General features: G+C 72.6%; 23 protein-coding genes. 14 read left to right on the plus strand and 9 right to left on the minus strand.

Going from position 1 to position 25213, the window contains the following annotated elements; translation table 11 throughout:
* The first annotated feature begins 83 nt into the window (after positions 1-83).
* Positions 84-1055 carry a cytochrome c oxidase assembly protein gene (locus L332_RS21500; protein WP_021010346.1) on the plus strand — a complete coding sequence of 324 codons (972 nt, stop codon included), beginning with the start codon at positions 84-86 and terminating at the stop codon, positions 1053-1055.
* Positions 1056-1226: 171 nt separating this feature from the next.
* Here L332_RS21500 and L332_RS21505 read toward each other — a convergent pair whose 3' ends face one another.
* Positions 1227-1577: a hypothetical protein gene (locus L332_RS21505; protein ID WP_021010347.1), complete on the minus strand. Its 351-nt coding sequence runs from the start codon at positions 1575-1577 to the stop codon at positions 1227-1229.
* A 43-nt stretch (positions 1578-1620) separates the two neighbouring features.
* Positions 1621-2433, minus strand: a complete 813-nt coding sequence (locus L332_RS21510) for an exodeoxyribonuclease III (protein WP_021010348.1) — start codon at positions 2431-2433, stop codon at positions 1621-1623.
* A gap of 72 nt (positions 2434-2505) precedes the next feature.
* Here L332_RS21510 and L332_RS30735 point away from each other — a divergent pair, with 72 nt between their 5' ends.
* The 3 genes from L332_RS30735 (at position 2506) to L332_RS21525 (ending at position 4693) form a co-directional block, all read left to right on the plus strand.
* Complete coding sequence (locus L332_RS30735) at positions 2506-3117, plus strand: DinB family protein (RefSeq protein ID WP_021010349.1); 612 nt, start codon at positions 2506-2508, stop codon at positions 3115-3117.
* 20 nt (positions 3118-3137) lie between these two features.
* Entirely contained in the window at positions 3138-3695 is a 558-nt protein-coding gene (pyrE, locus tag L332_RS30740) for an orotate phosphoribosyltransferase (protein WP_021010350.1), read from the plus strand.
* 71 nt (positions 3696-3766) lie between these two features.
* On the plus strand, positions 3767-4693 hold the full coding sequence (locus L332_RS21525) for an AEC family transporter (protein ID WP_021010351.1): 927 nt from the start codon (positions 3767-3769) through the stop codon (positions 4691-4693).
* On the opposite strand, the gene L332_RS21530 is transcribed toward L332_RS21525, so the two are convergent.
* Entirely contained in the window at positions 4690-5067 is a 378-nt protein-coding gene (locus L332_RS21530; protein WP_021064980.1) for a hypothetical protein, read from the minus strand. The genes L332_RS21525 and L332_RS21530 overlap by 4 nt on opposite strands.
* Positions 5068-5128: 61 nt before the next feature.
* On the opposite strand from L332_RS21530, the gene L332_RS21535 reads away from it, so the two are divergent.
* The gene (locus tag L332_RS21535; RefSeq protein WP_144061039.1) at positions 5129-5518 is read left to right on the plus strand and encodes a hypothetical protein; all 390 of its coding nucleotides are present in this window, start codon (positions 5129-5131) and stop codon (positions 5516-5518) included.
* Between the two features lie 37 nt (positions 5519-5555).
* Here L332_RS21535 and L332_RS21540 read toward each other — a convergent pair whose 3' ends face one another.
* Positions 5556-6275: a TetR/AcrR family transcriptional regulator C-terminal domain-containing protein gene (locus L332_RS21540; protein WP_021010354.1), complete on the minus strand. Its 720-nt coding sequence runs from the start codon at positions 6273-6275 to the stop codon at positions 5556-5558.
* Between the two features lie 131 nt (positions 6276-6406).
* Here L332_RS21540 and L332_RS21545 point away from each other — a divergent pair, with 131 nt between their 5' ends.
* The 3 genes from L332_RS21545 (at position 6407) to L332_RS21555 (ending at position 8833) form a co-directional block, all read left to right on the plus strand.
* Complete coding sequence (locus L332_RS21545; protein WP_021010355.1) at positions 6407-6946, plus strand: hypothetical protein; 540 nt, start codon at positions 6407-6409, stop codon at positions 6944-6946.
* A 136-nt stretch (positions 6947-7082) separates the two neighbouring features.
* On the plus strand, positions 7083-8237 hold the full coding sequence (locus tag L332_RS21550) for an NAD(P)-binding domain-containing protein (protein WP_021010356.1): 1155 nt from the start codon (positions 7083-7085) through the stop codon (positions 8235-8237).
* Entirely contained in the window at positions 8234-8833 is a 600-nt protein-coding gene (locus L332_RS21555) for a hypothetical protein (protein ID WP_021010357.1), read from the plus strand. The genes L332_RS21550 and L332_RS21555 overlap by 4 nt, the downstream gene beginning before the upstream one ends.
* 41 nt (positions 8834-8874) lie before the next feature.
* Here L332_RS21555 and L332_RS21560 read toward each other — a convergent pair whose 3' ends face one another.
* Both L332_RS21560 and L332_RS29385 read right to left on the minus strand, forming a co-directional pair.
* Positions 8875-9693, minus strand: coding sequence for an HAD-IIA family hydrolase (locus L332_RS21560; protein WP_021010358.1), 819 nt, complete (start codon positions 9691-9693; stop codon positions 8875-8877).
* A 207-nt stretch (positions 9694-9900) separates the two neighbouring features.
* The gene (locus L332_RS29385) at positions 9901-10383 is read right to left on the minus strand and encodes a hypothetical protein (RefSeq protein ID WP_144061040.1); all 483 of its coding nucleotides are present in this window, start codon (positions 10381-10383) and stop codon (positions 9901-9903) included.
* On the opposite strand from L332_RS29385, the gene L332_RS21570 reads away from it, so the two are divergent.
* The 3 genes from L332_RS21570 to L332_RS21580 all read left to right on the plus strand — a co-directional run bounded on the left by L332_RS21570 (position 10376) and on the right by L332_RS21580 (position 16261).
* On the plus strand, positions 10376-14572 hold the full coding sequence (locus tag L332_RS21570) for a SpaH/EbpB family LPXTG-anchored major pilin (RefSeq protein WP_158316705.1): 4197 nt from the start codon (positions 10376-10378) through the stop codon (positions 14570-14572). The two genes, L332_RS29385 and L332_RS21570, sit on opposite strands and share 8 nt — an antisense overlap.
* A gap of 70 nt (positions 14573-14642) precedes the next feature.
* On the plus strand, positions 14643-15599 hold the full coding sequence (locus L332_RS21575; RefSeq protein WP_021010360.1) for a class C sortase: 957 nt from the start codon (positions 14643-14645) through the stop codon (positions 15597-15599).
* Positions 15600-15616: 17 nt separating this feature from the next.
* Positions 15617-16261 (plus strand): TrmH family RNA methyltransferase, encoded by a 645-nt coding sequence (locus L332_RS21580; RefSeq protein ID WP_021010361.1) that lies wholly within the window; start codon positions 15617-15619, stop codon positions 16259-16261.
* Between the two features lie 31 nt (positions 16262-16292).
* Here the strand turns inward: L332_RS21580 and L332_RS21585 are convergent, their stop codons facing one another.
* On the minus strand, positions 16293-17102 hold the full coding sequence (locus L332_RS21585; protein WP_021010362.1) for a DNA-formamidopyrimidine glycosylase family protein: 810 nt from the start codon (positions 17100-17102) through the stop codon (positions 16293-16295).
* Positions 17102-21808, minus strand: a complete 4707-nt coding sequence (locus L332_RS21590; RefSeq protein ID WP_021010363.1) for a DEAD/DEAH box helicase — start codon at positions 21806-21808, stop codon at positions 17102-17104. Before L332_RS21590 ends, L332_RS21585 begins: the two co-directional genes overlap by 1 nt.
* A gap of 132 nt (positions 21809-21940) precedes the next feature.
* On the opposite strand from L332_RS21590, the gene L332_RS21595 reads away from it, so the two are divergent.
* Genes L332_RS21595 through L332_RS21600 form a run of 3 tightly spaced genes read left to right on the plus strand, consistent with a single transcriptional unit; the run spans position 21941 to position 23766 of the window.
* On the plus strand, positions 21941-22453 hold the full coding sequence (locus tag L332_RS21595) for a DUF2231 domain-containing protein (RefSeq protein ID WP_021010364.1): 513 nt from the start codon (positions 21941-21943) through the stop codon (positions 22451-22453).
* Positions 22454-22513: 60 nt separating this feature from the next.
* Complete coding sequence (locus tag L332_RS30570) at positions 22514-23149, plus strand: hypothetical protein (RefSeq protein ID WP_021010365.1); 636 nt, start codon at positions 22514-22516, stop codon at positions 23147-23149.
* Between the two features lie 53 nt (positions 23150-23202).
* Positions 23203-23766, plus strand: a complete 564-nt coding sequence (locus L332_RS21600; RefSeq protein WP_235045074.1) for an RES family NAD+ phosphorylase — start codon at positions 23203-23205, stop codon at positions 23764-23766.
* 3 nt (positions 23767-23769) lie between these two features.
* On the opposite strand, the gene argG is transcribed toward L332_RS21600, so the two are convergent.
* Positions 23770-25191: an argininosuccinate synthase gene (gene argG / locus L332_RS21605; protein WP_021010367.1), complete on the minus strand. Its 1422-nt coding sequence runs from the start codon at positions 25189-25191 to the stop codon at positions 23770-23772.
* Between the last annotated feature and the right edge of the window lie 22 nt (positions 25192-25213).

Here is a 25213-nt window from a genome sequence, read left to right on the forward strand (position 1 = left end):
ACGTGCGCCGTGCATCACCCCGGAGGGATGCAGCAGCGGGCTGCGCATGCTCGCCGCTCCAGCTCACGCGATCGCGAGCCGCGATGAGCGGCCCCGGCTCGATCGGCCCACTGCCGCCACCGGGCTTCGAGCAGTTCCTGCTGCCGGCTTCTCCGGCGGTGCCGGTGCTGCCGGCGCTCGCGCTGGTCCTCGCCATCGCGTACCTGGCCGGTGTGCTGCGACTGCGGCGGCACGGGCACCCTTGGCCCTGGCTGCGAACCGCCTGCTTCCTGCTCGCCTGCCTGCTGATGGCGGTGGTCACCGGCGCGGGTATCGACGCCTACGGCCAGCTGATGTTCTCCATCCTGATGTTCCAGCAGCTCGCCTTGACGATGGTGATCGCCCCGTTGCTCGTGCTCGGATCTCCGGGAACCCTGCTGCTGCGCGCCACGCCGCATCGCGGCCTGGGCAGCACGGTGCTCCGGGTCGCACTGTGCGCGCTGCGCTCGAGGGCGGCCCGGCTCGCGCTGCATCCGGTGCTGGTCATCCCGTTGATGCTGCTGTCCTTCTTCGGCCTCTACGTCGGTGGCATCGCGGATGCGCTGCTGCCGACCTCGATCGGCCATGTCGTCCTCGAAGTCGCCTTCCTCGTCGTTGGGATCGTGATCACGGCGCCGCTGGTGTCGTCGGATCCGCTGCCGCGGCGGACCACCTACCCGAGCCGGATGTTCGACATCTTCCTCGAGATGCAGGTGCATGCCGCCTTCGGGCTCGTGATGCTGTTCTCGCCCACGCCCTTCGTCGCCTACTTCACGACTTCCACGCCCGACTCGTGGGGTGTCGACCCGCTCCGCGACCAGGGGGTCGCGGGGATCCTGGCGTGGACGTTCGGGGAGCTGCCGCTGCTGTTGATGCTGATCGTCACGCTCGCGCGGTGGCGACTCCAGGACACGAGTCGAGCCGCACGGGACGTGCGCCGTGCCGACGAGGACACCGAGGCGTACAACGCGTACCTGCGGCAGCTGCAGCAGCGCGAGCGCGGCAGCGCGGAGCTGCGCGCGGAATCCGACGACTAGCACTCGCGGCGGTCCCATGGAGGTGATCGATGCGCGATCGTCTCGGGATGCCCGCCCTCGACGCTCATCGCGGGTCGACGGATGCGCACTGGGCGCTGGACTGACGACCACGACGCCTTCGCCCTCGCCGACCGAGCCGGCGCGCCGGGCCGGACTCGTGCGAGATCCGTCCTACGAGGAGACGAGCGTCGACGCGACCAGGAAGGCGCCCCAGCTGCCGACCGCCGCGGCGACCGGCGCGAGGATCGCCCAGCGCTGCTTCGCCGCTGCGGCAGCGGCGCCGATGCCGTTGCCGATCAGGGTGCAGGCGAGCAGCGTCACCCAGAACAGGAACCGCGCGGGGCCGTCATCGGCGCCCGAGGCCTGCGCCGCATTCCCGAGCGAGCCGTCGCCGACCGGCGCGAGCAGCAGCACCCCGAAGATGTTCGCGAACACGAGCGCCCAGGCCGCGAGCCGCCAGCGGTCGGCCGCTGTCCACTCGCGCTGCGGCTCGAGCTCCTCGTCGTCCCACTCCGTGCTCACGACCGCACCGCCTCGCGCGCGGCGCGACCCGACGCATCCGCCATCAGAAGATCATCGGGCGGTCGTCGTCGAGCTCGGTCTCGAGGTCGAGGTCGACCACGACCGGCACGTGGTCGCTCGGCGCGTCGCCCGCGCGCTCGTCGCGGTGGATCGCCGCGCGCGTGACGAGGTCGGCGAGCTCGGGGCTGCCGAGCACGAAGTCGATGCGCATGCCCTCGTCCTTGTTCCAGCGCCCCGCCTTGTAGTCCCAGTAGGTGTAGCCGCGGGCGCGGTCGCGCACGACGTCGACGAGGCCCGCCTCGAGCAGCGCGCCGAACGCCTCCCGCTCGGGCACCGACACGTGCGTCGAGCCGTCGAAGGCGCCGATGTCCCACACGTCGGTGTCGAGCGGCGCGATGTTGAAGTCGCCCATGAGCGCGAGCGGCTGCCCGCGCCACTCGTCGAGCAGCCCCGTGAGCACCCGCAGCCACTCGAGCTTGTAGCCGTAGTGCGCGTGGGTGAGCTCGCGGCCGTTGGGCACGTAGAGGCTCCAGAGCCGCACGCCCTCGACCGTCGCGGCCATCGCGCGCGCCTCGACCACCGGATCGCCGGTGTTGGCGTAGCCGGGCTGGCCCGGGAAGTCGCGCTCGACCTCGGTCATCGGCAGCCGCGACGCGATCGCGACGCCGTTCCACTGGCTGTGCCCGTGCGCCTGCACCTCATACCCCGCGGCCTCGAACGCTGCGTAGGGGAACTGCTCCGTCTTGCACTTGATCTCCTGCATCGCGAGCACGTCGACGTCGCTGCGCTCGAGCCAGTCGACGATGCGGGCCGTGCGAGCGCGCACGGAGTTCACGTTCCAGGTGGCGATGCGCATGCTCCGAGCCTAGATGGGGCGGCGGATGCGTGGGGTGCGGGCGCGCGTGTACCCCTGGTGCACACTGGATGCATGGGAAACGCGCGCGAACGCTATCTCCAGGCGCTCGATCTCTTCTCCGCCGAGGCGCGAGCCGGGGCCGATCGGCTCGGCCTGCCGTCGGCGTGCACCGACTGGTCGATCGCCGATGTCATCCGCCACGTCTCGGGCGTGCAGGCCGAGCACGGCGGCGCCGCGCTGCTGGGCCGCGCCGCCGACGCGGGGGAGCGGGCGCACCTCGAGCTCATGGGCCCGGGCGGCGACTTCGAGGCCGTCGAGCGCTGGGAGGAGCTCGCGGCGCAGCTGCGATCGGCCGCGCACGTCGCGGTCGAGGAGACCTTCGCAGACCTCGCGCTGCCGACGCTCGACATGGCGCTCCACGCGTGGGACGTGCGGTGGGCATCCGCTCGCGTCGGCCTCGCGGGCAACCTCGAGTTCCCCGGCGACCTGCTCGAGTGGATGGAGGCGTTCCGCGACAGCGCCGACGAGGCGGCCGTGCGCCGACCGGGCATCTTCGACGCGCCGGTCGAGCCGCCCGCGGGCGCGACCCGCTCGGAGCTCCTCGTCGCGTGGGCGGGCCGCGACCCGCGTACCGGCATGCGGCCGCGCGCCGACAGCGTGCCCGTGCCGACCGACGCGTCCTGACGCATCCGCGAAGTAGCCTGGTGGGCGTGACCGCGCGCGACCGACTCATCCAGCTCATCCGCGACGAGGCCGTCTTCCACGGCGACTTCGTGCTCACGAGCGGCAAGCGCGCGAGCTACTACATCGACCTGCGCAAGCTCTCGCTCGACCACCGCGCCGCGCCGCTGATCGGCGACGTGCTGCTCGACCTCATCGCCGACATCCCCGACGTCGCGGCGGTGGGCGGCCTCACGATGGGCGCCGACCCGCTCGCGAACGCCGTGCTGCACCGGGGGCTCGCGCGCGGGCTCGAGGTGGATGCGTTCGTCGTGCGCAAGGAGCCGAAGGACCACGGCCGCGGCCGCCAGATCGAGGGGCCGGACCTCGCCGGCAAGCGCGTCGTCGTCGTGGAGGACACGTCGACGACCGGCGGCAGCCCGCTCAAGGCGATCGAGGCGCTGCGGAAGGTCGGCGCAGAGGTCGTCGCCGTCGCCGTGATCGTCGACCGCGCGACGGGCGCGCAAGCGGCGATCGAAGCGGCGGGCGTCGAGTACCGCGCGGCGATCGCGCTCGGCGACCTGGGGCTCGAGCCGCAGTAGCGGGCTGGAGCGGGGAGCGACCGCCGCTCGTGCCAGACTTGCTTGTCTGACAGCGGCGGGAAGAAGGTCACGTGGGCGGAGTGCTGATCGGCTTCGGCATCATCGGCTTCGTCATCCTCGTCGGCTGGCTGCTCGCGCGCTTCCGGATCGTCGACCAGGAGGGGCGGCTCGTCCTCAACCGCACGAGCTTCTTCGCGGCGAGCCCCGCGCTGCTGTTCACGGTGCTGAGCGAAGCCGACGTGGGCCTGCTCTTCTCGAGCGTGCTCGCGGTCGCCCTCGTCGCGTTCATCGCGGTCGCACTCATCTACGCCGTCGTCGCGCGCATCTGGTTCACCCGCGACCCGAGCCGCATCGCGCTCGCCGCGACCGCGACCGGCTACTCGAACATCAACAACATCGGCCTGCCTGTGGCGATCTACGTCATCGGCGACGCGAGCTTCGTCGGCCCGATGCTGCTGCTCCAGCTGCTGCTGCTCGCCCCCGCCCTGCTCGCGACGCTCGACATCCTGAGCGCAGGGCGCGCATCCGTCGGCCGGATCCTGACGCAGCCGCTCCGCAACCCCATGCTCATCGCCTCGGCGCTCGGGGCGCTCGTGTCGGCGCTCGAGATCGAGCTGCCCGATCCGGTGCTCGCGCCGCTCGAGATCCTCGGCGGAGCGGCGGTGCCGCTCATGCTGCTCGCGTTCGGCATCTCGCTGCGCGGCGAGCGGCCGCTGCAGCCGGGCTCGGGCCGCAAGGAGGTCGTGCTCGCGGTGCTGCTCAAGTCGCTCATCATGCCGGTCGTGGCGTTCGCGCTCGCGCGCTTCGCCTTCGGCCTCGACGAGCAGCTCGTCTATGCGTGCACGGTGATGGCGGCGCTGCCGAGCGCGCAGAACATGTACCAGTACGCGCTGCGCTACGACCGCGCGACGCTCATCACCCGCGACATCGTGCTGCTGACGACCTTCGGCTCGCTGCCGGTGATGCTGCTGATCGCCTGGCTCCTCGGGCCGGCCTAGGCCCCGCCCATCCCCGGCCACTCGGTGAGCGGCGGTGCCGGCCGCAGCCGGCCGGTCTCGGGCACCGGCAGCTCCCAGAAGCGGGCGTCGCCGCCGACCGCGCCGAGGTCGTCGCGCTTGACGCGCACCCGCTCGGGCGTCACCTCCGTCACCCGCACGCGCACGTCACCGTCGTCGAGCGACAGCAGGAACGCATCCATCAGCCACGCGATCGAGTGGTCGTCGAGCGCCTCCTCGGCGGCGAGCCAGTCGCTCGCCTCGGCGAGCGGACGGCCGAGCAGATCCATCGGCTGGAAGTCGTCGCCGACCATCCGCAGGTAGCCGACGGTCTCGCCGTCGGGCCGTCGGTGGGGCATCCAGTCGCTCGGGATCATGCCGACCACGATACGGCGGATGCGCTGGGGCACGTCGGGCGGGATGGCCTACGGTGTGCGCATGAGCGACGCCGCACCGCAGCACCCACCGCACGCGACGGCCGGGCGGCCGCCGCAGTACGCGCCGCCGCCCGCGCGCCGCGGCGGCCGGACGTTCGCGATCCTGGCGCTCGTCGTCGCCGGCCTCGAGGTGCTCACCGGGCCGCTCATGGTGCTCGTGCTCAGCGGAGCGATCCGCGCTGGCCTGGACCCCTCGGGCATCGGCCTGCTGAGCGGCGGCGTCGGCGCGCTCAGCGCGGTGCTCGGCGCCATCGCCGCGGCGCTCGCGATCGTCTCGATCCTCCGCCGCGAGCCGGCGCGCGTGCTCGCCGGCATCGCGCTCGGCATCGCGATCTCGGCGCTCGCGTCGCTGATCGCGTCGGCCCTGCAGGTCGTGCTCTTCTCGTTCTGAGTCGCGGGCGCGGCGGGGCTCACGGGCGTCGCGGCCGCTACTGCGAGAGCTCGCTGTCCAGGCGGTCGAGCAGCGCTTCGAGCGAGATCTCGAACTCCTCGTCGCTGCGGTCCTCGCTCAGCAGGGGCCGCAGACGAAGGACCTCCGGCGCGTCGTCGAGCATGAGCTCGCCGTCAGCGTGCGGGATGGTCGCGTCGCCCTCGTCGAGCGGCTCCTCGACCGGACCGGTGTCGGCTCCCCGCACCGACGACTCGAGCAGCAGCTGCCCGAGCAGGAAGCTGCTGAAGAGGCGGTAGGTCGTGACGGCCTGCTGATCGCTGAAGCCCTGCTGCACGAGGGTGCTGAGCAGGGTCTCGACGACCTCGACGCTGCGCAGCGGCGGGCGCAGCCACGGTGCCGCCGGGTGCCGGGTCGCGACGAGCGGGAAGGCCTTCGGGTGCTCGATCGCGATGCGCCGCACCCGATGCGCGAACATCTGGAGGAAGCCCTGCCAGTGCTCGGCGAGCTCCTCGTCGAGCTCTGCCGTCAGGTCGCCCATGAGCCGGTTCACGACGCCCTCGAGCAGGTCCTCCTTGCCGTGCACGTAGCGATACAGCGCCATGGCCTCCACGCCGAGGTCTTGCGCTAGCGATCGCATGGTGAGGCCGTGGGGCCCGGATCGGTCGATGTGCGCGAGGGCGGCGTCGATGACCAGCTCTTGGCTCAGCCGCCGGGTGGGCGCGGCGGACGCCGGCTTGCTGGTCGATCGCTTCGTCATCCGTCTTCCCTCTCGGTGCGGTGGCCCGCGCTCGCGCCCAACGCTACTGTGGTTTACGTTGTAAACCGACGGCTGACGACGACACCGTCACCCATCGATCCACGACCCGACCACGCTTGCGAGGAGCAGCCGTGCAGCGCACGAAGGAGACCGACAGCCTCACGACGCACCTGTCCGCCGCGATCTCGACGCGCGCGGACCGTGCGAGGCTGCGAGGCGCACGCCGCCAGGAGCCTGTGACGACCGAGTTCGAGATCCGCATCCTCCGCGAGGGCGACCGGAAGGTGCTCCACGCCGGTGCGGTCTCGTCGCTCGTCTCCACCGCCTTCCTCGAGGCGCTGTTCATGACGACGAGCGACGCCACGCTGCAGCGCCTCGTGCCGAGGAACCCGCGCGCGCCGCTGTGGGTCATCGCGCGCGGCGTGCACCGCGACTTCGACGAGGCGGCGCTCGCGAGCTTCGCGAGCCGCATGGGAAGACCAGATCTCGCGGCGGCGCTCGGAGAGCCCATCGCCGACGGCACGGTCACGATCGAGGAGCGCTGGGTCGCGATCGGCGGCGGTGCGCCGCCGCTGCTCGAGCCGAGGCTGCGCTGCGGCGACGCATTCGTCGGGCACGAGCCGACGGACGACCCCGACGATGACGGCACGGCTGGAGCCCGCCGCGACTGAGCTGAGCGCAGGAGCTCGGTGCGGCCCGCACCGCTGGCTCGAGCAGGGAGCGCGCCGCCGGGCGTGTGCTCGCGGAATCGTCAAGCCGACGCAGCCGTTGCATCAGTCGTCGCGGTTCGGACGAGCGGGCGAGGGGGTGGCGGTGCGGGAGCAGGGGGAGCGGCGAGCGGCCGTCGTGGTCATCGGCGCGGGCCAGGCCGGGCTCTCGGCTGGCTACCACCTGCAGCAGCGCGGCTTCGCGAGCGCGCTCGACGAGCCGGGGGCCAGGCGCACCTTCGTCATGCTCGACGCGGATGCGGCGCCCGGCGGCGCGTGGCAGCACCGGTGGGAGTCGCTGCGGATGGCGACGGTGAACGGCATCTTCGACCTGCCGGGCTTCCCGCAGCCGCCGATCGACCCGGACGAGCCGAGTCGCACCGCGGTGCCGCGCTACTTCGCCGCCTTCGAGCGCGAGATGGCGCTCCCGATCCTGCGGCCCGTCGCCGTGCGCTCGGTCGAGCGCGCCGACGACGACCCCGACGGCGAGCTGCTCGTCGACTCGAGCGCGGGCCGCTGGCGCGCGCGAGCCGTCATCAACGCGACCGGCACCTGGAACAACCCGGTGCTGCCGCACTACCCGGGCGCCGAGCGATTCTTGGGCAGGCAGCTGCACACGCGCGACTACGTGTCGGCCGACGAGCTCGCCGGGCAGCGCGTCGCGGTCGTCGGGGGCGGCATCTCCGCGGTGCAGCTGCTCGAGGAGCTCTCGCGCGTCGGCGACACCCGCTGGTACACGCGCCGCGAGCCGGTCTTCCTCGAGGGCGACTTCGTGCCCGAGATCACCGGTCGCAAGGTGATCGAGCAGGTGACTGCCGACGCCGAGGCGGGTAGGCCGACCGGCAGCGTCGTCTCCTACACCGGCCTCATCTGGACGCCGTACGCGCGCGCGGCGAAGGTGCGCGGCGCGCTCGAGCGGCGGCCGATGTTCACTGCGATCGAGCCGCATGGCGTGCGCGAGGCCGACGGCACCCTCACGACGGTCGACGCCATCCTCTGGGCGACGGGCTTCAAGGCCGACCTCGCCCACCTCGAGCCGCTCGGGCTGCGCAACGAGCTCGGCGCCGTGCCGGTGCGCGGCACGCGCGTCGTCGGGGAGCCGCGCGTGCACCTGATCGGCTTCGGCCCGAGCCAGTCGACGGTCGGTGCGAACCGCGCCGGTCGCGCGGCCGTGCGTGAGGTCGACCGGCTGCTCGCGCGCGCCGACGACAGGACGCTCGCGGCCTCGGGCCAGCGGCGTAGCGTGGAGGCGTGAGCCTCGTCGACCGCCTCCTCAAGCCGCCGCCGCGGATCGTCGCCGGCGAGCCGGGCACCGGCTGGCTGGGGCTGCTGACCTCCTGGGCGGCTGTCGGCTACGGCGCCGCCGCCGCCGCGAAGGCCGGCGGCCTGCTCATCTCGTTCGACGACGGCGCGTGCGGCATCCACTCGGCGACGGTCTGCCAGGTGGCCGGCTGGGGCGGCCTGCTCATGGGCGTCGTCGTGCTCGGCGTCGCGGCGCTGCTCTCCATCGTCGTCGCCCGCGGCTTCGGCCCGCCGACCACGTGGTGGGTGCTGCCGGTCATGCTCGTCGCGCTCGCGCTCGCGCCGTTCCAGGCCGCGCCGGGCGCGAGCATCCCGTGGGTGTGGCTGCTCGTCTCGGCGGCGGCCGCTGTCGCGGCGCTCGCGCTCGCGAGCATGGTCGTGCGGCGGGCGAGGGCGGCGCTGTTCGGCTGGATCCGGCTCGACGGGCTCGACGCGCGCGAGGTGCCGCACCGGCCGCTCGACCAGCTCGTCGCGCCCGCCGCCGTCGCCGTCGCGACCGGCGGGGGCTTCTTCGCGGCCAACGTCGTGCGCCTGCTCTCGGAGGCTTGAGCGCCCGGCCGTCTCACCGCATCCGTCGTGCCGTCGACCCGTCAGACGTCGACGTGCGGCTCGTCGAGCTCCGACTCGACCGGGGTGCGCTCGACGAGCTCGTGCACGCCCGCGAGCATCTCGTCGGGGCGGAACGGGTAGGTCTCGACGAGCGCAGCGTTCGAGATGCCGGTCATGACGAGCACGGTGTGGAGGCCCGCCTCCATGCCCGCGACGATGTCGGTGTCCATGCGGTCGCCGATCATGCCGGTGACCTCGGAGTGCGCGCCGATCTTGTTGAGCGCGGATCGGAACATCATCGGGTTGGGCTTGCCGACGATGTAGGGCACGCGGCCGGTCGCCTTCGTGATGAGCGCGTTGATCGCGCCGGTCGCGGGCAGGATGCCGGCCTCGCTCGGGCCCGTCGCGTCGGGGTTCGTCGAGATGAAGCGGGCGCCGTCGGCGATGAGCCGGATCGCCTTCGTGATCGCCTCGAAGGAGTAGGAGCGGGTCTCGCCCACGACGACGAAGTCGGGATCGGTGTCGGTCATCGTGAAGCCCGCGTCGTGCAGCGCGGTGATGAGGCCCGCCTCGCCGATCACGTAGGCCGATCCGCCCGGCATCTGGTCGTGCAAGAAATCGGCGGTCGCGAGCGCGCTCGTCCAGATGCGCTCCTCGGGCACGACGAGGCCGGATGCGCGCAGGCGCGCTGAGAGGTCACGGGGCGTGAAGATCGAGTTGTTCGTGAGCACGAGGAACTCGACGCCCTGCGACTGCCACTGCTCGAGCAGCTCTTGCGCGCCCGGGAGCGGGTGCTCCTCCTTCACGAGGACGCCGTCCATGTCGGTGAGCCAGCACTCGATGTCTGCCCTGGTGCGCATGGAAACAGCGTACGGGCACAACTGTGCGATGTCTGATCCTTCGAATTTGAAGCGACTTTGGACGATGCTGAGGTTTCGTCAAGCGAAACTCAGCCGCCCCTGCGCCTTTGGAACCGGTTACTTGAGTTCGACTCAATACGTTGAAGACATCCCACCGGAGGGCACCGTGCCGCCCAGCGAGCGCTGGCCGTGCTCCCGGTCACCCCTTCATTCCAACTCCGTCACGAGGAGCAGAATCCGCATGCGCACGCGCACTTTCGCAGCCCGACGCTCGTTCCGAGCCGTCGCCACTGCCATCGTGCTCGCGACCGCGATGGTGCTCCCGCTGACGCCCCTCGCCCCGTCCGCAGCCTCGGCTTCGGCGACGAGCGCCGCTCCCCAGCCGACGCCGTCGCCGGAGCCGACGGCGACGCCCGAGCCGACCGTCGCCCCTGTGGCAACGGAGCCGACTGCTACCCCGGCACCGTCGGCGACTCCGGAACCGGCCATCGAGCCGTCGCCGTCGGCGACGCCCGCGCCGACGGCAATTCCCGCGGCGCCCACGCCTTCGGCTGCACCCACACCGGCGCCCGTCACGGCGCCGGCGCGCGCCGCCGCCGTCGTCGCGCCGATGGCCGTCGGTGGCCCCGAGACGACCATCGCTCCTCCGTACGTCCACTGGGCGGTCAAAGACGCGAACGGCGTGCCCATCGCGGGGGCGACGATGCAGCTGCAGTCGGCTCGCTATACCTGGGGACTCTTCAGCGGATACCGCTTCCGCGACTGGAGCACGACCCCGATGACCGTCGTCGACTGCATCGCCGCCACGGCCGCGCAGTGCACCGGCGCGGACAAGGACCCGAACCCCGGCGAGTTCCAGGTCACAGCCGTCTCCGTCTACTCGAACCGCAACGACATCACGCGCTACCGCATCAGCATGGTGACGCCGCCGACCGGCTATACCTACCCGGGTGGTGCGTGGGCGTGGGTCGAGATGCCCGAGAACAGCTGGCCCAGCGACGACCGCTACGGCTTCGCCGACCTCGTCCTCGTGAAGGACTCCGACGACGTGCTCTGCACCTCGGGCTACTTCTACGCCGTGACCGGCGACGGCATCGTCCGACAGGTCTACCGCGGCAGCGCGTCGACCGCCGTCAGCACGCTCGGGCGGTGGAGCGGCGTGACTGAGGTCAACGGACTCGCCGTCGCGGCGGGCGGCTCGGCGATCTATGCGCACACGCGAGCGGGCAGCGGCTCGCAGAACGTCGGGAGCATCCTCCGGTACACCGCGGCCGGCGGTTGGGTGGTGCTCCCCAGCACGGGCTACACGACGGGCAACACCGTCGCGCTGGTCGCCGGCGCCATGAACCCTGCCAACGGCAGGTACTACTTCGGCGGCTTCTCGTCCTTCAACCAGCGCACGGTCTTCCGCCTGCACTCGTACGACCCCGCGACCGGGGTGCGCGCGCTCGCTGGCTGGGTCGACACCGGGCTGCCGAGCGGTGAAGCGGCGAGTTCCAACGGTGACATCGCATTCGGCGCCGACGGCACCCTTCACGTCATCCGCAGCAGCGGTTCGAGCATCACCTCCTTCACCGTCTCGAGCGCGGCGCTCGCCGCAGCGGCGGGCGGTGAGATGATCGCGAGTGCTTCGGCGCCCGCGGCGATCTCGAACTTCACGAACATCAATGGCGTCGCCTTCGACAGTGACGGCACCATCTACCTCGGCAGCGGCACGAGCGCTCGACGCTTCGATCCGGCCACCTGGCAGCAGATCGGTTCTGGCGACCTCACCAGCGGCCTCGCTGTCGGAGGGGCCACCAGCACCGACCTCGCCAGCTGCGCGTCCCCTGCGACCGTGACGATCGTCAAGAATGTCGTGAACCGCGTCAACCCCACTGATCAATTCCGCCTCCAGCTGCTGCCGAGCGCGTCGCAGACGGTGATCGCAGAGGCGACCACCACCGGGACAGCAGCCGGTCGACAGGCAGCGCAGGTCGGCCCGGTGCCCGTGATCACCGGCAGCACCTACCGCATCCGCGAGCAGATGGCGTCAGGCGCCGCGAGCGGCTACGCGAGCAGCTACGCGTGCCGCGACGAGCTCGGCACGCTCGTGAGCAACGGCACGGGAACCGAGGGCCAGCTCGCCATCACTCGCGCGGGCGCCAACATCGTCTGCACCTTCACCAACTCTCCCCTCGTGACGACGGTCAGTGTCACGAAGCTCACGACCGCTGCCGACGGACAGCAGGTCCAGGCTGGCGTCGGTTGGCAGGTCACGGCAGCGGTGCGATCCACGACCGGCACCGTGACGCCGCCATCGCCCGCCACCAAGACGACAGCAGCGGACGGCACTGCCACATGGACTGTCCCGTTCGGCTCGCTCGCGGCGCGCGCCAGCATGACCATCTCGGAGACGCAGCGCGCCGGTTGGGTGTTCTCGAGCGGCGAGTGCGTGCTGACGGCGATCGACGGCACCGAGACGACGCACATCATCCAGAGCGCAGGCGGCGTGACGCTCGCGAACGTCGCTCCCGGTTCGACCGTCGAGTGCACGTTCATCAACCGCGAGCTGCCCACGACGCTGACGCTCGCCAACACCATCGGCTTCGGCGATGCCGGGCTCGCCTCGCAGTGGCAGCTGCGCGGCACGGGTCCCCAGAGCGCCCTTCCCGGCCCCGCTGGCGCGACCGGCACTGCCTCGGCCACCGCCCGCGTCACTCCGAGCGTCGCGTATGCGCTCAGCCACAGCGGCGGACCCGCCTCCTACGCGCAGGTCGGCAGCTGGGCGTGCCGCGATCAGAGCGGCGCGATCGTGCCCGTGACCGCATCCGGCGTCTCGCTCGTCAAGGGCACGCAGGTCATCTGCACCGTCACGATCTCGACTGCTCGCCTCACGCTGCTCAAGCACATCGATGCGACCGCCGGCGGCACGCTGCGCGCTGACATGTTCACCCTCACCGCGACGCCCGCGAGCCTCGCGGGGCTCGCCGCGACCTCGACGCGCGGCAGCGAGACCGAGATCGCGAGCGGCGTGGACGCGAACCGCTTCGATGTGCGCCCCGGTCACAGCTACACGCTCACCGAGCGGAGCGACTACGCGTCGCTCGGGCTGCGCCTCGAGCGGCGGACCGGCCAGGACGCGTGGGTCACGGTCACGGATCCGACGATCCAGGTGCCCGCGGGCGAGCACCACGTCTACCGTTTCGTCAACGCCCCCGTGCCCGCGCTCGCGCTGCCACTCACCGGCGGCATAGGCGCCGACACCTACGTGATGGGCGGTGGAGCGCTGCTGCTGCTCGCCCTTGCGTTCATCATCTTCCGCTCGCGCCGCTCGGCGCAGCGCGATCCGGGACTCGTCGAGAGGCCCACCGCCAAGACCCCGTCCATCAGCTTGCTCCTTGCACGAATCCAGAAGGGAACTGCCCCCATGGCAACCATCAAGAAGAGCCGCGCGGCGCGCATCACCGCCGGCCTCGGAGCGGCCGCGATCGCGACCGTGACGATCCTCAGCGGGGCGCTGCCCGCCTCCGCCGCCCCGAACATCGACACGAACCGCCAGGGCTCGATCGTCATCCACAAATACGAGCAGCCCGCGACGGCGCTTCCGACGAGCACCGGTTCGCCGCTCTCGGCAGCTGACCTCGCCGGCCAAGCGCCGATCAACGGCGTGCGCTTCCAGATCCGGCAGATCGGCACGTTCGACGTGCGCGACAACGCTGACTGGGCCGGTCTGCCCGCGATGAGCGCGAGCGACATCGTCGCCAACCCCGACAACTACTCCCTCGGCGAGGCGCGCCAGCTGACGACGGCGACGCACGCCACCCTCGGCGCGGGCGTCGCGCAGTTCGGGAGCCTCCCGCTGGGCGCGTACATCGTGCAGGAACTGGGTCTCCCGACCGTTACGAACGGCAGCTCGAACGTCGTGATCCCCGGTGCGCCCTTCATCGTCGCCGTGCCGCAGGCCGAGAACAACACGTGGCAGTACGACGTGCACGTCTATCCGAAGAACTCCGTCATCGGTGCCTCGAAGGAGGTCTCGGGCTACGCCCCCCAGGGCCTCGGTTCGAAGCTGACCTGGACGATCCGGTCCAGCGCTCCCATCGCCTCGCAGAACACCTCGCTCACGAGCTACGCGATCGAGGACGCGCTCGATCCGACGCTCGACTACGTCGAGGGCTCCGCCACCGTCAGCGTCGCGGGCACCGCGCTCGCCAGCACCGGCTTCTCCGTCACCGCTCCGGCGACCGCGGGCGGCACGGTCACCGTCACCTTCGAGGGTGCGGGCGTCTCCGCGCTGCGCACCAACCCCGGTGCTGCGGTCGTGGTGACCATCGACACCACCGTCGTCGCGATGACGTCCAACGGCAAGGTCGCCAACACCGGTCGCGTGGTCGTCAATGGCAACGGCGTCGTCACGTCGAACCAGGTCATGGAGAACTGGGGCGGCATCGAGATCCTCAAGACCGACGCGACGGCCACCGCGACGCCGCTGCAGGGCGCTGTCTTCAGCGTCTACGCCACAACGGATACGGGCTTCGCGAACCCGCTCGCGATCAACGGTGCGACCGAGTTCACATCGGGCGCGGACGGCATCGTGACGATCCACGGCCTCCGCACGAACGTGGACGGCTCCGCGCAGTACGTCGTCCGCGAGGAGCGCGCGCCCTCGGGGTTCCAGATCGGCGGCACGTCGTCGTGGACCGTGGACGTGCCCGTGGGCACGAACGAGGACATCGAGCTGACGGTCACGAACGCGCAGGTGCCGGCCTACACGCTCCCCATCACCGGTGGCGCGGGCCAGGCCGCCTTCATGATCGGCGGCGCCGGCCTCATCCTCGGCGGACTCGGCTTCGTGCTGCTCCGCCGCCGCAAGACCCAGGCCGGGAACCAGGCCTGATCCGGACCGAGCCCCCGCAGCAGCGACCCCAGCCGCTGCTGCGGGGGCTCGACCCTTTCCGAGGAGCAGCGTGACCGCCATCGCAGCAGCGCCCGCGCCGGCCCCCGCCGCCGCCGCGCCGCAGCGCCGCCGGCGCACGGCGAGCGCGACCTCGCTCGTCGCCGCGTTGATGGTGATGGCGGGCATCGCGATCCTGCTCTACCCGACGATCGCGAGTTGGTTCTCGCAGCTCGAGCAGTCCCAGCGCGTGAGCGCCTACGCCGAGGTCATGGACCAGCTCGGCCCCGAGGGCCGCGAGCAGGAGCTCGCCGCCGCTCGCGCCTACAACCAGACCCTCACGGGCGGCGCGCTCATCGACCCCTACGGCCGCACGCCGCTCAGCGATCAGCGGGCGATCGTCGCGGCCTACGAGGAGCAGCTCGACCTCGGCCCCGCCGAGGTGATGGCACGCATCCGCATCCCCTCCATCGACGTCGACCTGCCGATCTACCACGGCACCGACGAGGAGACCCTGCGGAAGGGCGTCGGCCACCTGCTCGGCTCGGCGCTGCCCGTCGGCGGCCCCGGCACCCACAGCGTGCTCACCGGCCACCGCGGCCTGCCCGAGTCGGTGCTCTTCAGCGACCTCGACCGGGTCGCGGTCGGCGAGACGTTCGAGCTCGACGTCTACGGCGAGGTGCTGACCTACGAGGTGCGTGACGTGCAGGTCGTCGAGCCCGGCGACACCGAGCTGCTGCTGCCCGAGTCGGGCCGCGACCTCGTGAGCCTCGTCACCTGCACGCCGCTCGGCATCAACAGCCACCGCATCGTCGTCGTGGGCGAGCGCATCCCCACGCCCGAGGTCGCGGCGGAGGCAGCCGCCTCGCCCGAGATCCCCGGCCCGCCGTGGTGGGCGGTCGCGCTCTCGTGCGGCTGGGCGGTCGCGGTCGGAGGGCGCAGCCTCAGCGCGAAGCCGGGCTCGCCCCGGCGACCGCGAGCGGCGCGGCGCGAGGCGGCGCCCGTGACGGGTCCGTTCCTCATCCTCTGAACGCCTAGCCTGGGTCGGTGCAGCCCGCCGACGAACCCCAGCTCGAGGTCGGCGTCGGACCGTGGGTGGGCGAGTGGCCCGACGACGAGCGCCTTGACCCCGAGCTGCTCGAGCACGGCGACCGCCGCAACGTCGTCGACCGCTACCGCTACTGGCGGCTCGAAGCGATCGTCGCCGACCTCGACACTCGCCGCCACGGCTTCCACGTCGCGATCGAGAACTGGCAGCACGACCTCAACATCGGCTCGATCGTGCGCACCGCCAACGCCCTCACCGCATCCGCCGTGCACATCATCGGCAAGCGCCGATGGAACCGCCGCGGCGCGATGGTGACCGACCGCTATCAGCGCATCGAGCACCACGAGACGACGGATGCGTTCTCGGCGTGGGCGAGGCGCGCGGGCCTCACGATCGTGGCCGTCGACAACACCGCGGGGTCAGTGCCGGTCGACGCGGCGCCGCTGCCGGAGCGCTGCGTGCTGCTGTTCGGGCAGGAGGGGCCGGGGCTCACCGACGCGGCGATGGCGGTCGCGGATGCGCACGTGCAGATCCGCCAGTTCGGGTCGACGCGGTCGATCAACGCGGCTGCCGCGGCCGCGATCGTGATGCACGAGTGGGTGCGGGTGCACGCGGCCACGCCCGATCACGCCGAACTTCCCTGAACTGCGGGATTCGAGCGGCGGAACCCCGAGTTCAGGGAAGTTCGACGCGGTCGGGGGGCGCGGGCTGGCAGCGGGGGCACCACTGCACCTGGCGCAGCATGCCGTCCTCCATGCCGAGCATCGCGTCCCGGATGCGCGTGCCGCAGCGCAGGCACGGCTGCCCGCCGCGGCCGTAGACCCAGGTGCGGCGCCCGCGCCGGGAGTCGCCCGTGAAGGTGCGCTCCGTGCGGTCGCGGTTCGCGATCATCAGCCGCCGCGCGAGCGCGACGATCGGCTCGACGTCGACCTCGCCGACCGGCGTCGCGGGGTGCACGCCGCGCAGGAAGCACAGCTCGCCGCGGAAGACGTTGCCGAGCCCCGCGACCGCCGTCTGGTCGAGCAGCGCGACGCCCACCGGCACCCCGGTCGCGCGCAGCCGCCTGGCCGCCTCGGCCGCATCCGCCTCGCCCCACTCGGGCGAGAGCAGGTCGGGGCCGAGGTGCGCGACGGCGTCCCAGTCGCGCTCCCTGGGCAGCAGCTCGAGCAACGGCAGCGCCGAGCCGACGATGTCGTGCTCGGCGGTGGCGAGCACGACCCGGATGGTGTGGGCCGCCACGGGCGCGCGGCGACCGGGCTCGAGCACGTGCCACAGGCCATCCATGCCGGCGTGCGAGTGGATCGTGTGCCGCTCGCCGCGCATGAGCAGGTGCTTGCCGACCGAGCGCACCTCCTCGATGCGCTCACCCGCGATGTCGGCGGTCGCGAGCCGCGGCACGCGGAAGTCGCTGCGCGTCAGCACCCGGCCGGCCATCGCCTGGCCGAGTCGCACCGCGGCCCGGTAGATGGTGTCGCCCTCGGGCATCAGTGCCCGATCCGGAAGCCGCGCGGCGTGCGGCGCAGGCCCGCGCGATCGAGCAGCGGCGCGATCTCGGGCTCGAGCGACGAGCGGCCGTCGACCGTCTCGACGACGCGCCGCCGACCGCCGAGCCGGATGACCGCATCCGCCATGCTCGCGAGCGCCCTCTCGAGCACCTCCTCGTCGTCGGTGAAGGTCAGCAGCGAGCGGCCGCCGCGCTCGAGGTGCAGCACGCAGCGGCCCGACGCGATCGTCGTGAGCGCGCCGACGCGGCGCGTCGGCCGGTGATCGCCGCGCGCCTCGGGCCACGGCAGCGCCGCCCCGAAGGGGTTCGCCGGGTCGACCGCGGGCACCGTCGCGACCGCCTCGCTCACGCCGCCAGACTGCCGCGCCCGCAGCGCGTCGACGACCGGCCCGTCGGCGAACTGCGCCGCGCCGAGCCCGTCGACGAAGTAGCCGCGGCGGGTGTGCCCGGCCTCCTCGAAGGCCTTCAGCACCTGGTAGACGCCGTGGAAGCCGCCCGGCACGTCCTCGGCGACGACGCTGCCGCGCGTGACGACGCCGTAGCGCGCGAGCAGCGCATCCGCCACCTGTGCGGCGCGCTCGGTCGCCGAGCCGGCCGGCTTCGACGCGAGCAGCCAGCGGCCCGCGAGCGTCGGCAGCGCCTCCGACCGGATCGGCCGCGCCGTCGCGAGCCGCCGCCGGCTCACGGGCGCCGCCCGGCGGCTCGGCGCCGGGGGCGTGCGCGCGCGGGCGCCGAGCAGGTGGGCGCGCAGCGGCGCGATCGTGTCGTTCGTGACGCGCCCGGCCCACACGAGCGGCCACAGCACCTCCCCGAGCCGCACGAGGTCGAGCGCCGTGATCTCGCTCAGCTGCCGCGCGAAGAGCGCGCCACCGCCGCCGAGCGCCTCGAGCACCGCGGCGGCGTCGGGATCGTCGTGCTCCGTGTCGCGGCGCTGCTCGACCGTGTCGGCCGCGCGCAGCACGATGCGCCCGTCGCGCGCGCTGAGCTCGCCCGCGCCGACCCACGTGACGAGCCCGGCGGCGGTCACCTCGTCGAGCATCGACGGCCGGTAGTCCTTCACGCGCGAGGGCAGGATGAGCGTCTCGAGCGCGCTGAGCGGCAGCGGCATGCCGTCGAGCCGGTCGATCGCCTCGAGCAGCCCGTCGACGCCCGAGAGCGGCCGCGTCACCCGCTGGTGCGCGAGCAGGTGGTCGGCGAAGACGGCGTGGTCGACGGGCTCGACGTCGCTGCGGAGCGCCTGCAGGCTGCGGCGCTTGAGGCGCGAGAGCACTTGCGCGTCGATCCACTCCTCGCCGGTGCCGCGCGCGCGGTAGGCGCCCGGCACGACGCGCCCCTGCCGCTCGAGCGCGCGGAGCGCCGAGCGCACGACCGCGGGCGCGAGCGTGAGGCGAGCGGATGCCTCCTCCACCGTGAACGGGCCGTGCGTGCGCGCGTGCCGGGCGACGACGTCGCCGATCGGGTCGGCGACCGCCTCGAGCAGCGCCGAGGGCACCCCCGGCGGGGGCGGCACGCCGAGCGCGTCGCGCAGCCGCGCGACGTCCTCGATCGCGGCGAGCCGCTCGTCCGCGCCGATCCGCACCCGCACGACGCGCCGAGCGGCGACGAGCTCGTCGGCGATCGCGGCCGCGGCGGCGATCGTGAGGTGCCCCGGGGCCGCGCCGACCGCATCCGGTGCCGACGCATCCGGTGCCGCTTCGACCGCCTCGACGGTCGCGCCCGGCGCGCCCTCGAGCCGGACGGCGAGCTCCTCGACCGAGAGCGGGCCGAGCAGCCGCAGCAGGTCGGCGGCGCCCTCGACGCCGCGCGCGCGGCGGTGGGGCGCGAGCCGCTGCAGCTCGAGCTCGGTGCGAGCGACGATCTCCTCGTCGAGCAGCTCGCGGAGCGCCGACTGGCCGAGCACCTCGGCGAGCAGCGCCGGGTCGAGCGTGAGCGCGGCCGCGCGGCGCTCGGCGAGCGGCGCATCGCCCTCGTAGAGGAAGGCGCCGACGTAGCCGAACAGCAGGTGGTGGGCGAAGGGCGAGGGGCTCGGCGTCTCGACCTCGACGACCCGGATGTCGCCGTGCTGCAGCCGCTCGGCGATCGATCGCAGCGCCGGCAGGTCGTAGGCGTCCTGCAGCACCTCGCGGAGCGCCTCGAGCACGATGGGGAAGTCGGGGTAGCGCTTGGCGACGTCGAGCAGCTGCGCCGCCCGCTGCCGCTGCTGCCACAGCGGCGCGCGACGGGAGGGGTCGCGCTTGGGCAGCAGCAGCGCGCGCGACGCGCACTCGCGGAAGCGGCTCGCGAACAGCGCCGTGCCGCCCGCCTCGGTCTCGACGATGCGCTCGAGCTCGTCGGGCTCGAAGCGGATGAGCTCGGCGCCGGGCGGCTCGGCGTCGGAGTCGGGGATGCGGATGACGATGCCGTCGTCGGACGCCATCGCCGCCGCGCCCAGGTCGCGGTCCTCGCGCAGCCGCCGGTCGATCGCGAGCGCCCACGGCGCGTGCACGCGCCGGCCCCACGGCGAGTGGACGATGAGCCGCCAGTCGCCGAGCTCGTCGCGCGATCGCTCGACGACGAGCTGCGCGTCGGTCGGCACCGCGCCGGTCGCGGCGAGCTGGTCGCGCACGTAGGCGTCGAGGTTGCGGATCGCGCGCTCGTCGGAGTGCGGCAGGTCGATGCCGGTGCCGGCGGCCAGACGGTCGGCCAGCGCGGCGGTCGCGCGGCCGATCGAGCGGCCGAGGTCGGCGGGCCGGCCCTCGGCGTCGCCGTGCCAGAACGGCAGCTTGCCGACCTCGCCGAACGCGGGCACGACCAGCACCCGGTCGTGGGTGATGTCGACGACGCGCCAGCTCGTCGCGCCGAGCGCGAAGACGTCGCCCGCGCGCGACTCGTAGACCATCTCCTCGTCGAGCTCGCCGACGCGCGCGCCCGGCCGCCCCTCGTGCCCGGCGAGGAAGACGCCGAAGAGGCCGCGGTCGGGGATCGTGCCGCCGCTCGACACGGCGATGCGTTGCGCGCTCGGTCGGCCGATGATCGTGCCGGCGTCGCGATCCCACACGACGCGCGGCCGCAGCTCGGCGAACTCGTCGCTCGGGTAGACGCCCGAGACGAGGTCGAGCGTCGCGTCGAAGGCGCTCCGCGGCAGCTGGGCGAAGGGCGCCGAGCGGCGCACGGTCTGGAACCACTCGTCGACGTCGAGCTCGTCCATCGCGGCGGCCGCGACCGTCTGCTGCGCGAGCACGTCGAGCGGGTGCCGCGGCATGCGGATGGGCTCGAGCTCGCCGCGCGCCATCCGGTCGGCGACGACCGTCGCGTGCAGCAGGTCGGCGCGGTGCTTCGGGATCAGCACGCCGCGCGAGGCGTCGCCGACCGAGTGGCCGGCGCGGCCGACGCGCTGCAGGCCGCTCGCGGTCGACGGCGGCGACTCGACCTGCACGACGAGGTCGACCTCGCCCATGTCGATGCCGAGCTCGAGGCTCGAGGTCGCGACGACGCAGCGCAGCCGGCCCGACTTCAGCTGGTCCTCGATCTCGGCGCGCTGCTCCTTGGAGACCGAGCCGTGGTGGGCGCGCGCGAGCGGCGGCGCGTCGGCGTCGTCGCCGCCGGCCTCGCGCGCGGCGGCGCGCTCGGCGAGTCGCAGGCGGATGTGCTCGCGCACGTCGCGCAGGACGACGCCGTCCCGCGCGCCCGTCGACGCATCCGCTGCCGAGCCTTCGCCGAGGCCCTCCGCCTCCGCCGCGTCGAGCCGCTCGGCGTCGAGCTCGTTGAGCCTGGCGGTGAGCCGCTCGGCCGCGCGCCGCGCGTTGACGAACACGATCGTCGAGCGGTGCCGGTCGACGAGCTCGAGCACCTCGCGCTCGATGTGCGGCCAGATCGACGCCTGCTCGGGCTGCTCCTCGATCGAGCCGAACGCGCTGCCCGTCGGCGCCGACCCCGGCTGATCGCGCCGCTGCGGCGCCCGCAGGTCGGTCATGTCGTCGACGGGCACGGTGATCGTGAGCTCGATCGTCTTCTCGCTCGGCGGCGCGACGATCGTCACGGGCGCGGGCCCGCCGAGGAACGCGGCGACCTCCTCGACGGGGCTCACGGTCGCCGAGAGCCCGATGCGCTGCGCCGGCTTCGCGAGCTGCGCGTCGAGCCGCTCGAGGCTCAGCGCGAGGTGCGAGCCGCGCTTCGTCGGCACCACGGCGTGCACCTCGTCGACGATCACCGTCTCGACGGTGCGGAGCGTCTCGCGCGCGCGGCTCGTGAGCAGCAGGAAGAGCGACTCGGGCGTCGTGATGAGGATGTCGGGCGGGTGCTTCGCCTGCGCGCGGCGCTCCTCCTGCGGGGTGTCGCCCGTGCGGAGGCCGATGCGGATGGGCGGCGGCTCGATCCCGTCGTTCCTGCCCTGCGCGGCGATGCCGGCGAGCGGCGCGCGCAGGTTGCGGTCGACGTCGACGGCGAGCGCCTTGAGCGGCGAGACGTAGAGCACGCGCACGCCGGGTTCGCGCTCGGCGTGCGGCTCGGCGTCCTCGCGGTGCAGGCGATCGATCGACCACAGGAAGGCCGCGAGCGTCTTGCCGGAGCCAGTCGGGGCGACGACGAGCGAGTGCTCGCCGCGCGCGATCGCGGTCCAGGCCTCCTCCTGCACCGGCGTGGGCTCGGCGAATGCCCCCGTGAACCACGCCCGGGTCGCGGGGGAGAAGAGCTCGAGGGCGCCGCCCATCCGGTCAGTACAGCACAGCGGTGCTCAGCGTCCGCTCGGCCGGCGCTCGGGGAGCCCTCGACGCTCTCGGGCGACACGGCTACTGTGATCCGACCCGACGCGGCGAGGGCCGCGACCGAGCGAGGAGGAACCGTGCCGGACCAGCTCGACTTCGACCGCGGCAAGCGCCCGCGCACCGTGCTCCAGGGGTGGTACGGGCACCCGTTCCACCCCGTGCTCATCACCGTGCCGATCGGCGCGTGGGTGGCGAGCCTCGTCTTCGACGTGCTCGCGATCTTCGCGGAGGACCCGTCGGGCTTCCTGCTCGGCGCGCAGGTGCTCATCGCGATCGGCATCGTCGGCGCGGTGCTCGCGGCGGTCGTCGGAGTGCTCGACTACTCGGTGATCCCTGCGCGCTCGAAGGCGAAGCGGATGGGTCTCCTCCACGGGGTGCTCAACAGCGTCGCGCTCGTGGTCTTCGCGATCGGCTGGTTCGTCCGCTCGAACGCGGGGCACGACGAGGTGAGCGTCGCCGCGGTGGTGATCAGCCTCGTCGGCATCGCGCTCGTCGGCGTCTCGGGCTTCCTCGGCGGGGAGCTCGCCTACCACTTCGGCATTCGCGTCGCCGCCGAGAAGGATCAGGCGGAGGGGGTCGCGCAGAGGTGACGCCTGCAGCCGAGCAGCTGATGCGTTGATCGTCCCTGTATCGACGCGTATCATGCCGCCATGACGAGCGAGACGATCCCGGCGGCGCCGGCACTCGGGCTGACGCCGAGCGCGGTCTCCGAGGGCTTCCGCGAGCGGCTGGGCGCAGTGCTGCAGCGGCGAGACGTGGCGCTCGATCCGAGGGAGTTCGTCGACATCCTCCTGGAGGCCAGCGCGGACCCCGAGCCGCTGACCGCTGGAGAGCGCTCCTTCCTGATGCAGCATGCGGGCGTCGAGGAGGCGAAGCTCTCCGACCGATCCTTGCGGCGTGCCGCGGCGGTCGTGGGAGTCAGCACGAGCATGGCGCAGGCCCGAGCTGGTGATGCTGCGATCACGACGGCGGAAGCCGCGGCACTCACCGGCATCGCTCCTTCCAACATCCGCCGCCTCATCGCCGGCGGACGGCTCCTCACCTTCGGGCTCTCGAAGTCAGGTTCGCACCTCTTGCCCCGATGGCAGTTCACCGAGGGCGGTGTCGTGCCGGGCATCCGCGAGGTCGTGCGGGCGTTGCCTGTCGACTACCACCCGCTCGACATCGCGACATTCATGCAGGCTCCGGTTGTCGAGCTAGGCGGTCGCGCCCCGGCGGAGTGGCTCAGTGGCGGAGGCTCGGTCGATCGAGTCGTCGAGCTCGCGGCCGAACGCGCGTGGGAGTGAGCGCGAAGAACCCGACGCGCCCGCCTGGGCCGCTGGCGCTCGCGCCGGGAGACGTGCGGCGATACCGGGATGCGCTCTTCCGCATCCATGCGACCGCCGGGGCGCACCCCTCGCGCTGGGATGAGCTGCGAGAGTTCGGTCCTCTCTCGGTCATGCGATGGGACCCGCAGCCGCTGCCGCAGGGAATGCACGCGGGTCGAGGCGTCGCCTACACCGGAACGGACGTGACGACTGCGTTCGCGGAGGTGTTCCAGTCGCGAAGAGCCATCCGCCTGACCGCGGGACGCACGCTCAGCGGCTGGCTGCCATCGAGAGAGCTGGAGCTCCTCGACCTGACCGGTCTCTGGCCGGTCAGGCAAGGCGCCTCTGGCTCGTTGCACGCTGCAGCGAAGAGCACGTGCCGCACGTGGGCGGCGGCCATCCACGACCAGCTCGGCGAGCGCATCGATGGACTCCAGGTGCTCTCGACCATGACCTCGCGGCCGATGGTCGTGCTCTTCGGCAGAGCAGCAGACGCGTTCCCCGCGGCGCCCGAGTTCTCCCGGCCGCTCGCGCACGCCGCGGTGCAGATGCTCGCTGTGGACGCGGCCGATTCGCTCGGCTGGCCGGTGGTCTGAGCGCTAGTCCGTGCCGAGATCCATCGCCGCGCGGTCGTTCCACTGCTCGATCGCCTCCGGGTCGGCCTCGGGCGACGAGACGATCTCTTCCGAGCGCCCGATCTCGAGCGCGCCGAGCAGCTTCGCCGTCTCGCCCTCGACGAGCCCGGCCGCGGCGTAGCCCTCGAGCCGCGAGCGTGAGTCGGCGATGTCGAGGTTGCGCATCGTGAGCTGGCCGATGCGGTCGGAGGGGTCGAAGGCCGCGTCGCCGACGCGCTCCATCGAGAGCTTGTCGGGGTGGTACGAGAAGGTCTCGCCGCGCGTGTCGAGGATCGAGTAGTCCTCGCCGCGGCGCAGCCGCAGCACGACCTCGCCCGTGACGGACGAGCCGACCCAGCGCTGGATCGACTCTCGCAGCATGAGCGACTGCGGGTCGAGCCAGCGGCCCTCGTACATGAGGCGCCCGAGGCGGCGGCCCTGCTCGTGGTAGGTCGCGATCGTGTCCTCGTTGTGGATCGCGTTGAGCAGCCGCTCGTAGGCGATGTGCAGCAGCGCCATGCCCGGCGCCTCGTAGATGCCGCGGCTCTTCGCCTCGATGATGCGGTTCTCGATCTGGTCGCTCATGCCGAGGCCGTGCCGGCCGCCGATCGTGTTGGCCTCGTGGACGAGGGCCACCGCATCCGGGAACTCCGCGCCGTCGATCGCGACGGGGCGCCCCGCCTCGAAGCGGATCGTGACGTCCTCGGTCGGGATCTCGACCGACTCGTCCCAGAACCGAACGCCCATGATCGGCTCGACGACCTCCATCGACGTGTCGAGGTGCTCGAGCGTCTTCGCCTCGTGCGTCGCGCCCCAGATGTTCGCGTCGGTCGAGTAGGCCTTCTCGGTCGCGTCGCGGTAGGGGTAGCCGTGCGCGACGAGCCACTCCGACATCTCCTTGCGGCCGCCGAGCTCGGTGACGAAGCGCTCGTCGAGCCACGGCTTGTAGATGCGCAGGCCCGGGTTGGCCATGAGGCCGTAGCGGTAGAAGCGCTCGATGTCGTTGCCCTTGTAGGTCGAGCCGTCGCCCCAGATCTCGACGCCGTCCTCCTTCATGGCGCGCACGAGCAGCATGCCGGTGACGGCGCGGCCGAGCGGCGTCGTGTTGAAGTAGGTGCGGCCGGCCGAGCGGATGTGGAACGCGCCGGTTGCGAGCGCGACGAGGCCCTCCTCCACGAGCGCGTCCTTCGCGTCGACGAGACGCGAGCCCTCCGCACCGTAGGCGGTCGCGCGCCCGGGCACCGCGTCGATGTCGGGCTCGTCGTACTGCCCGATGTCGGCGGTGTAGGTGAAGGGCACGGCGCCGTTGTGGCGCATCCACGCGACGGCGCACGAGGTGTCGAGGCCGCCCGAGAAGGCGATGCCGACGCGCTCGCCGACGGGGAGGGAGGAGAGGACCTTGGACATGCCTCAATCCTACGTTCGGGTG

Source organism: Agrococcus pavilionensis RW1, assembly GCF_000400485.1.
Classification (GTDB): domain Bacteria; phylum Actinomycetota; class Actinomycetes; order Actinomycetales; family Microbacteriaceae; genus Agrococcus; species Agrococcus pavilionensis.

Excerpts from the sequence above, each read along its gene's own strand:
- L332_RS21500 (WP_021010346.1), top strand. The coding sequence starts at position 84 with ATGAGCGGCCCCGGCTCGATCGGCCCACTGCCGCCACCGGGCTTCGAG.
- L332_RS21510 (WP_021010348.1), bottom strand. The coding sequence starts at position 2,433 with ATGCGCATCGCCACCTGGAACGTGAACTCCGTGCGCGCTCGCACGGCC.
- L332_RS30735 (WP_021010349.1), top strand. The coding sequence starts at position 2,506 with ATGGGAAACGCGCGCGAACGCTATCTCCAGGCGCTCGATCTCTTCTCC.
- L332_RS21530 (WP_021064980.1), bottom strand. The coding sequence starts at position 5,067 with ATGATCCCGAGCGACTGGATGCCCCACCGACGGCCCGACGGCGAGACC.
- L332_RS21535 (WP_144061039.1), top strand. The coding sequence starts at position 5,129 with ATGAGCGACGCCGCACCGCAGCACCCACCGCACGCGACGGCCGGGCGG.
- L332_RS21540 (WP_021010354.1), bottom strand. The coding sequence starts at position 6,275 with ATGACGAAGCGATCGACCAGCAAGCCGGCGTCCGCCGCGCCCACCCGG.
- L332_RS21560 (WP_021010358.1), bottom strand. The coding sequence starts at position 9,693 with ATGCGCACCAGGGCAGACATCGAGTGCTGGCTCACCGACATGGACGGC.
- L332_RS29385 (WP_144061040.1), bottom strand. The coding sequence starts at position 10,383 with ATGGGCACGCCGTTCGCGTCTTTGACCGCCCAGTGGACGTACGGAGGA.
- L332_RS21585 (WP_021010362.1), bottom strand. The coding sequence starts at position 17,102 with ATGCCCGAGGGCGACACCATCTACCGGGCCGCGGTGCGACTCGGCCAG.
- L332_RS21590 (WP_021010363.1), bottom strand. The coding sequence starts at position 21,808 with ATGGGCGGCGCCCTCGAGCTCTTCTCCCCCGCGACCCGGGCGTGGTTC.
- L332_RS30570 (WP_021010365.1), top strand. The coding sequence starts at position 22,514 with ATGACGAGCGAGACGATCCCGGCGGCGCCGGCACTCGGGCTGACGCCG.
- argG (WP_021010367.1), bottom strand. The coding sequence starts at position 25,191 with ATGTCCAAGGTCCTCTCCTCCCTCCCCGTCGGCGAGCGCGTCGGCATC.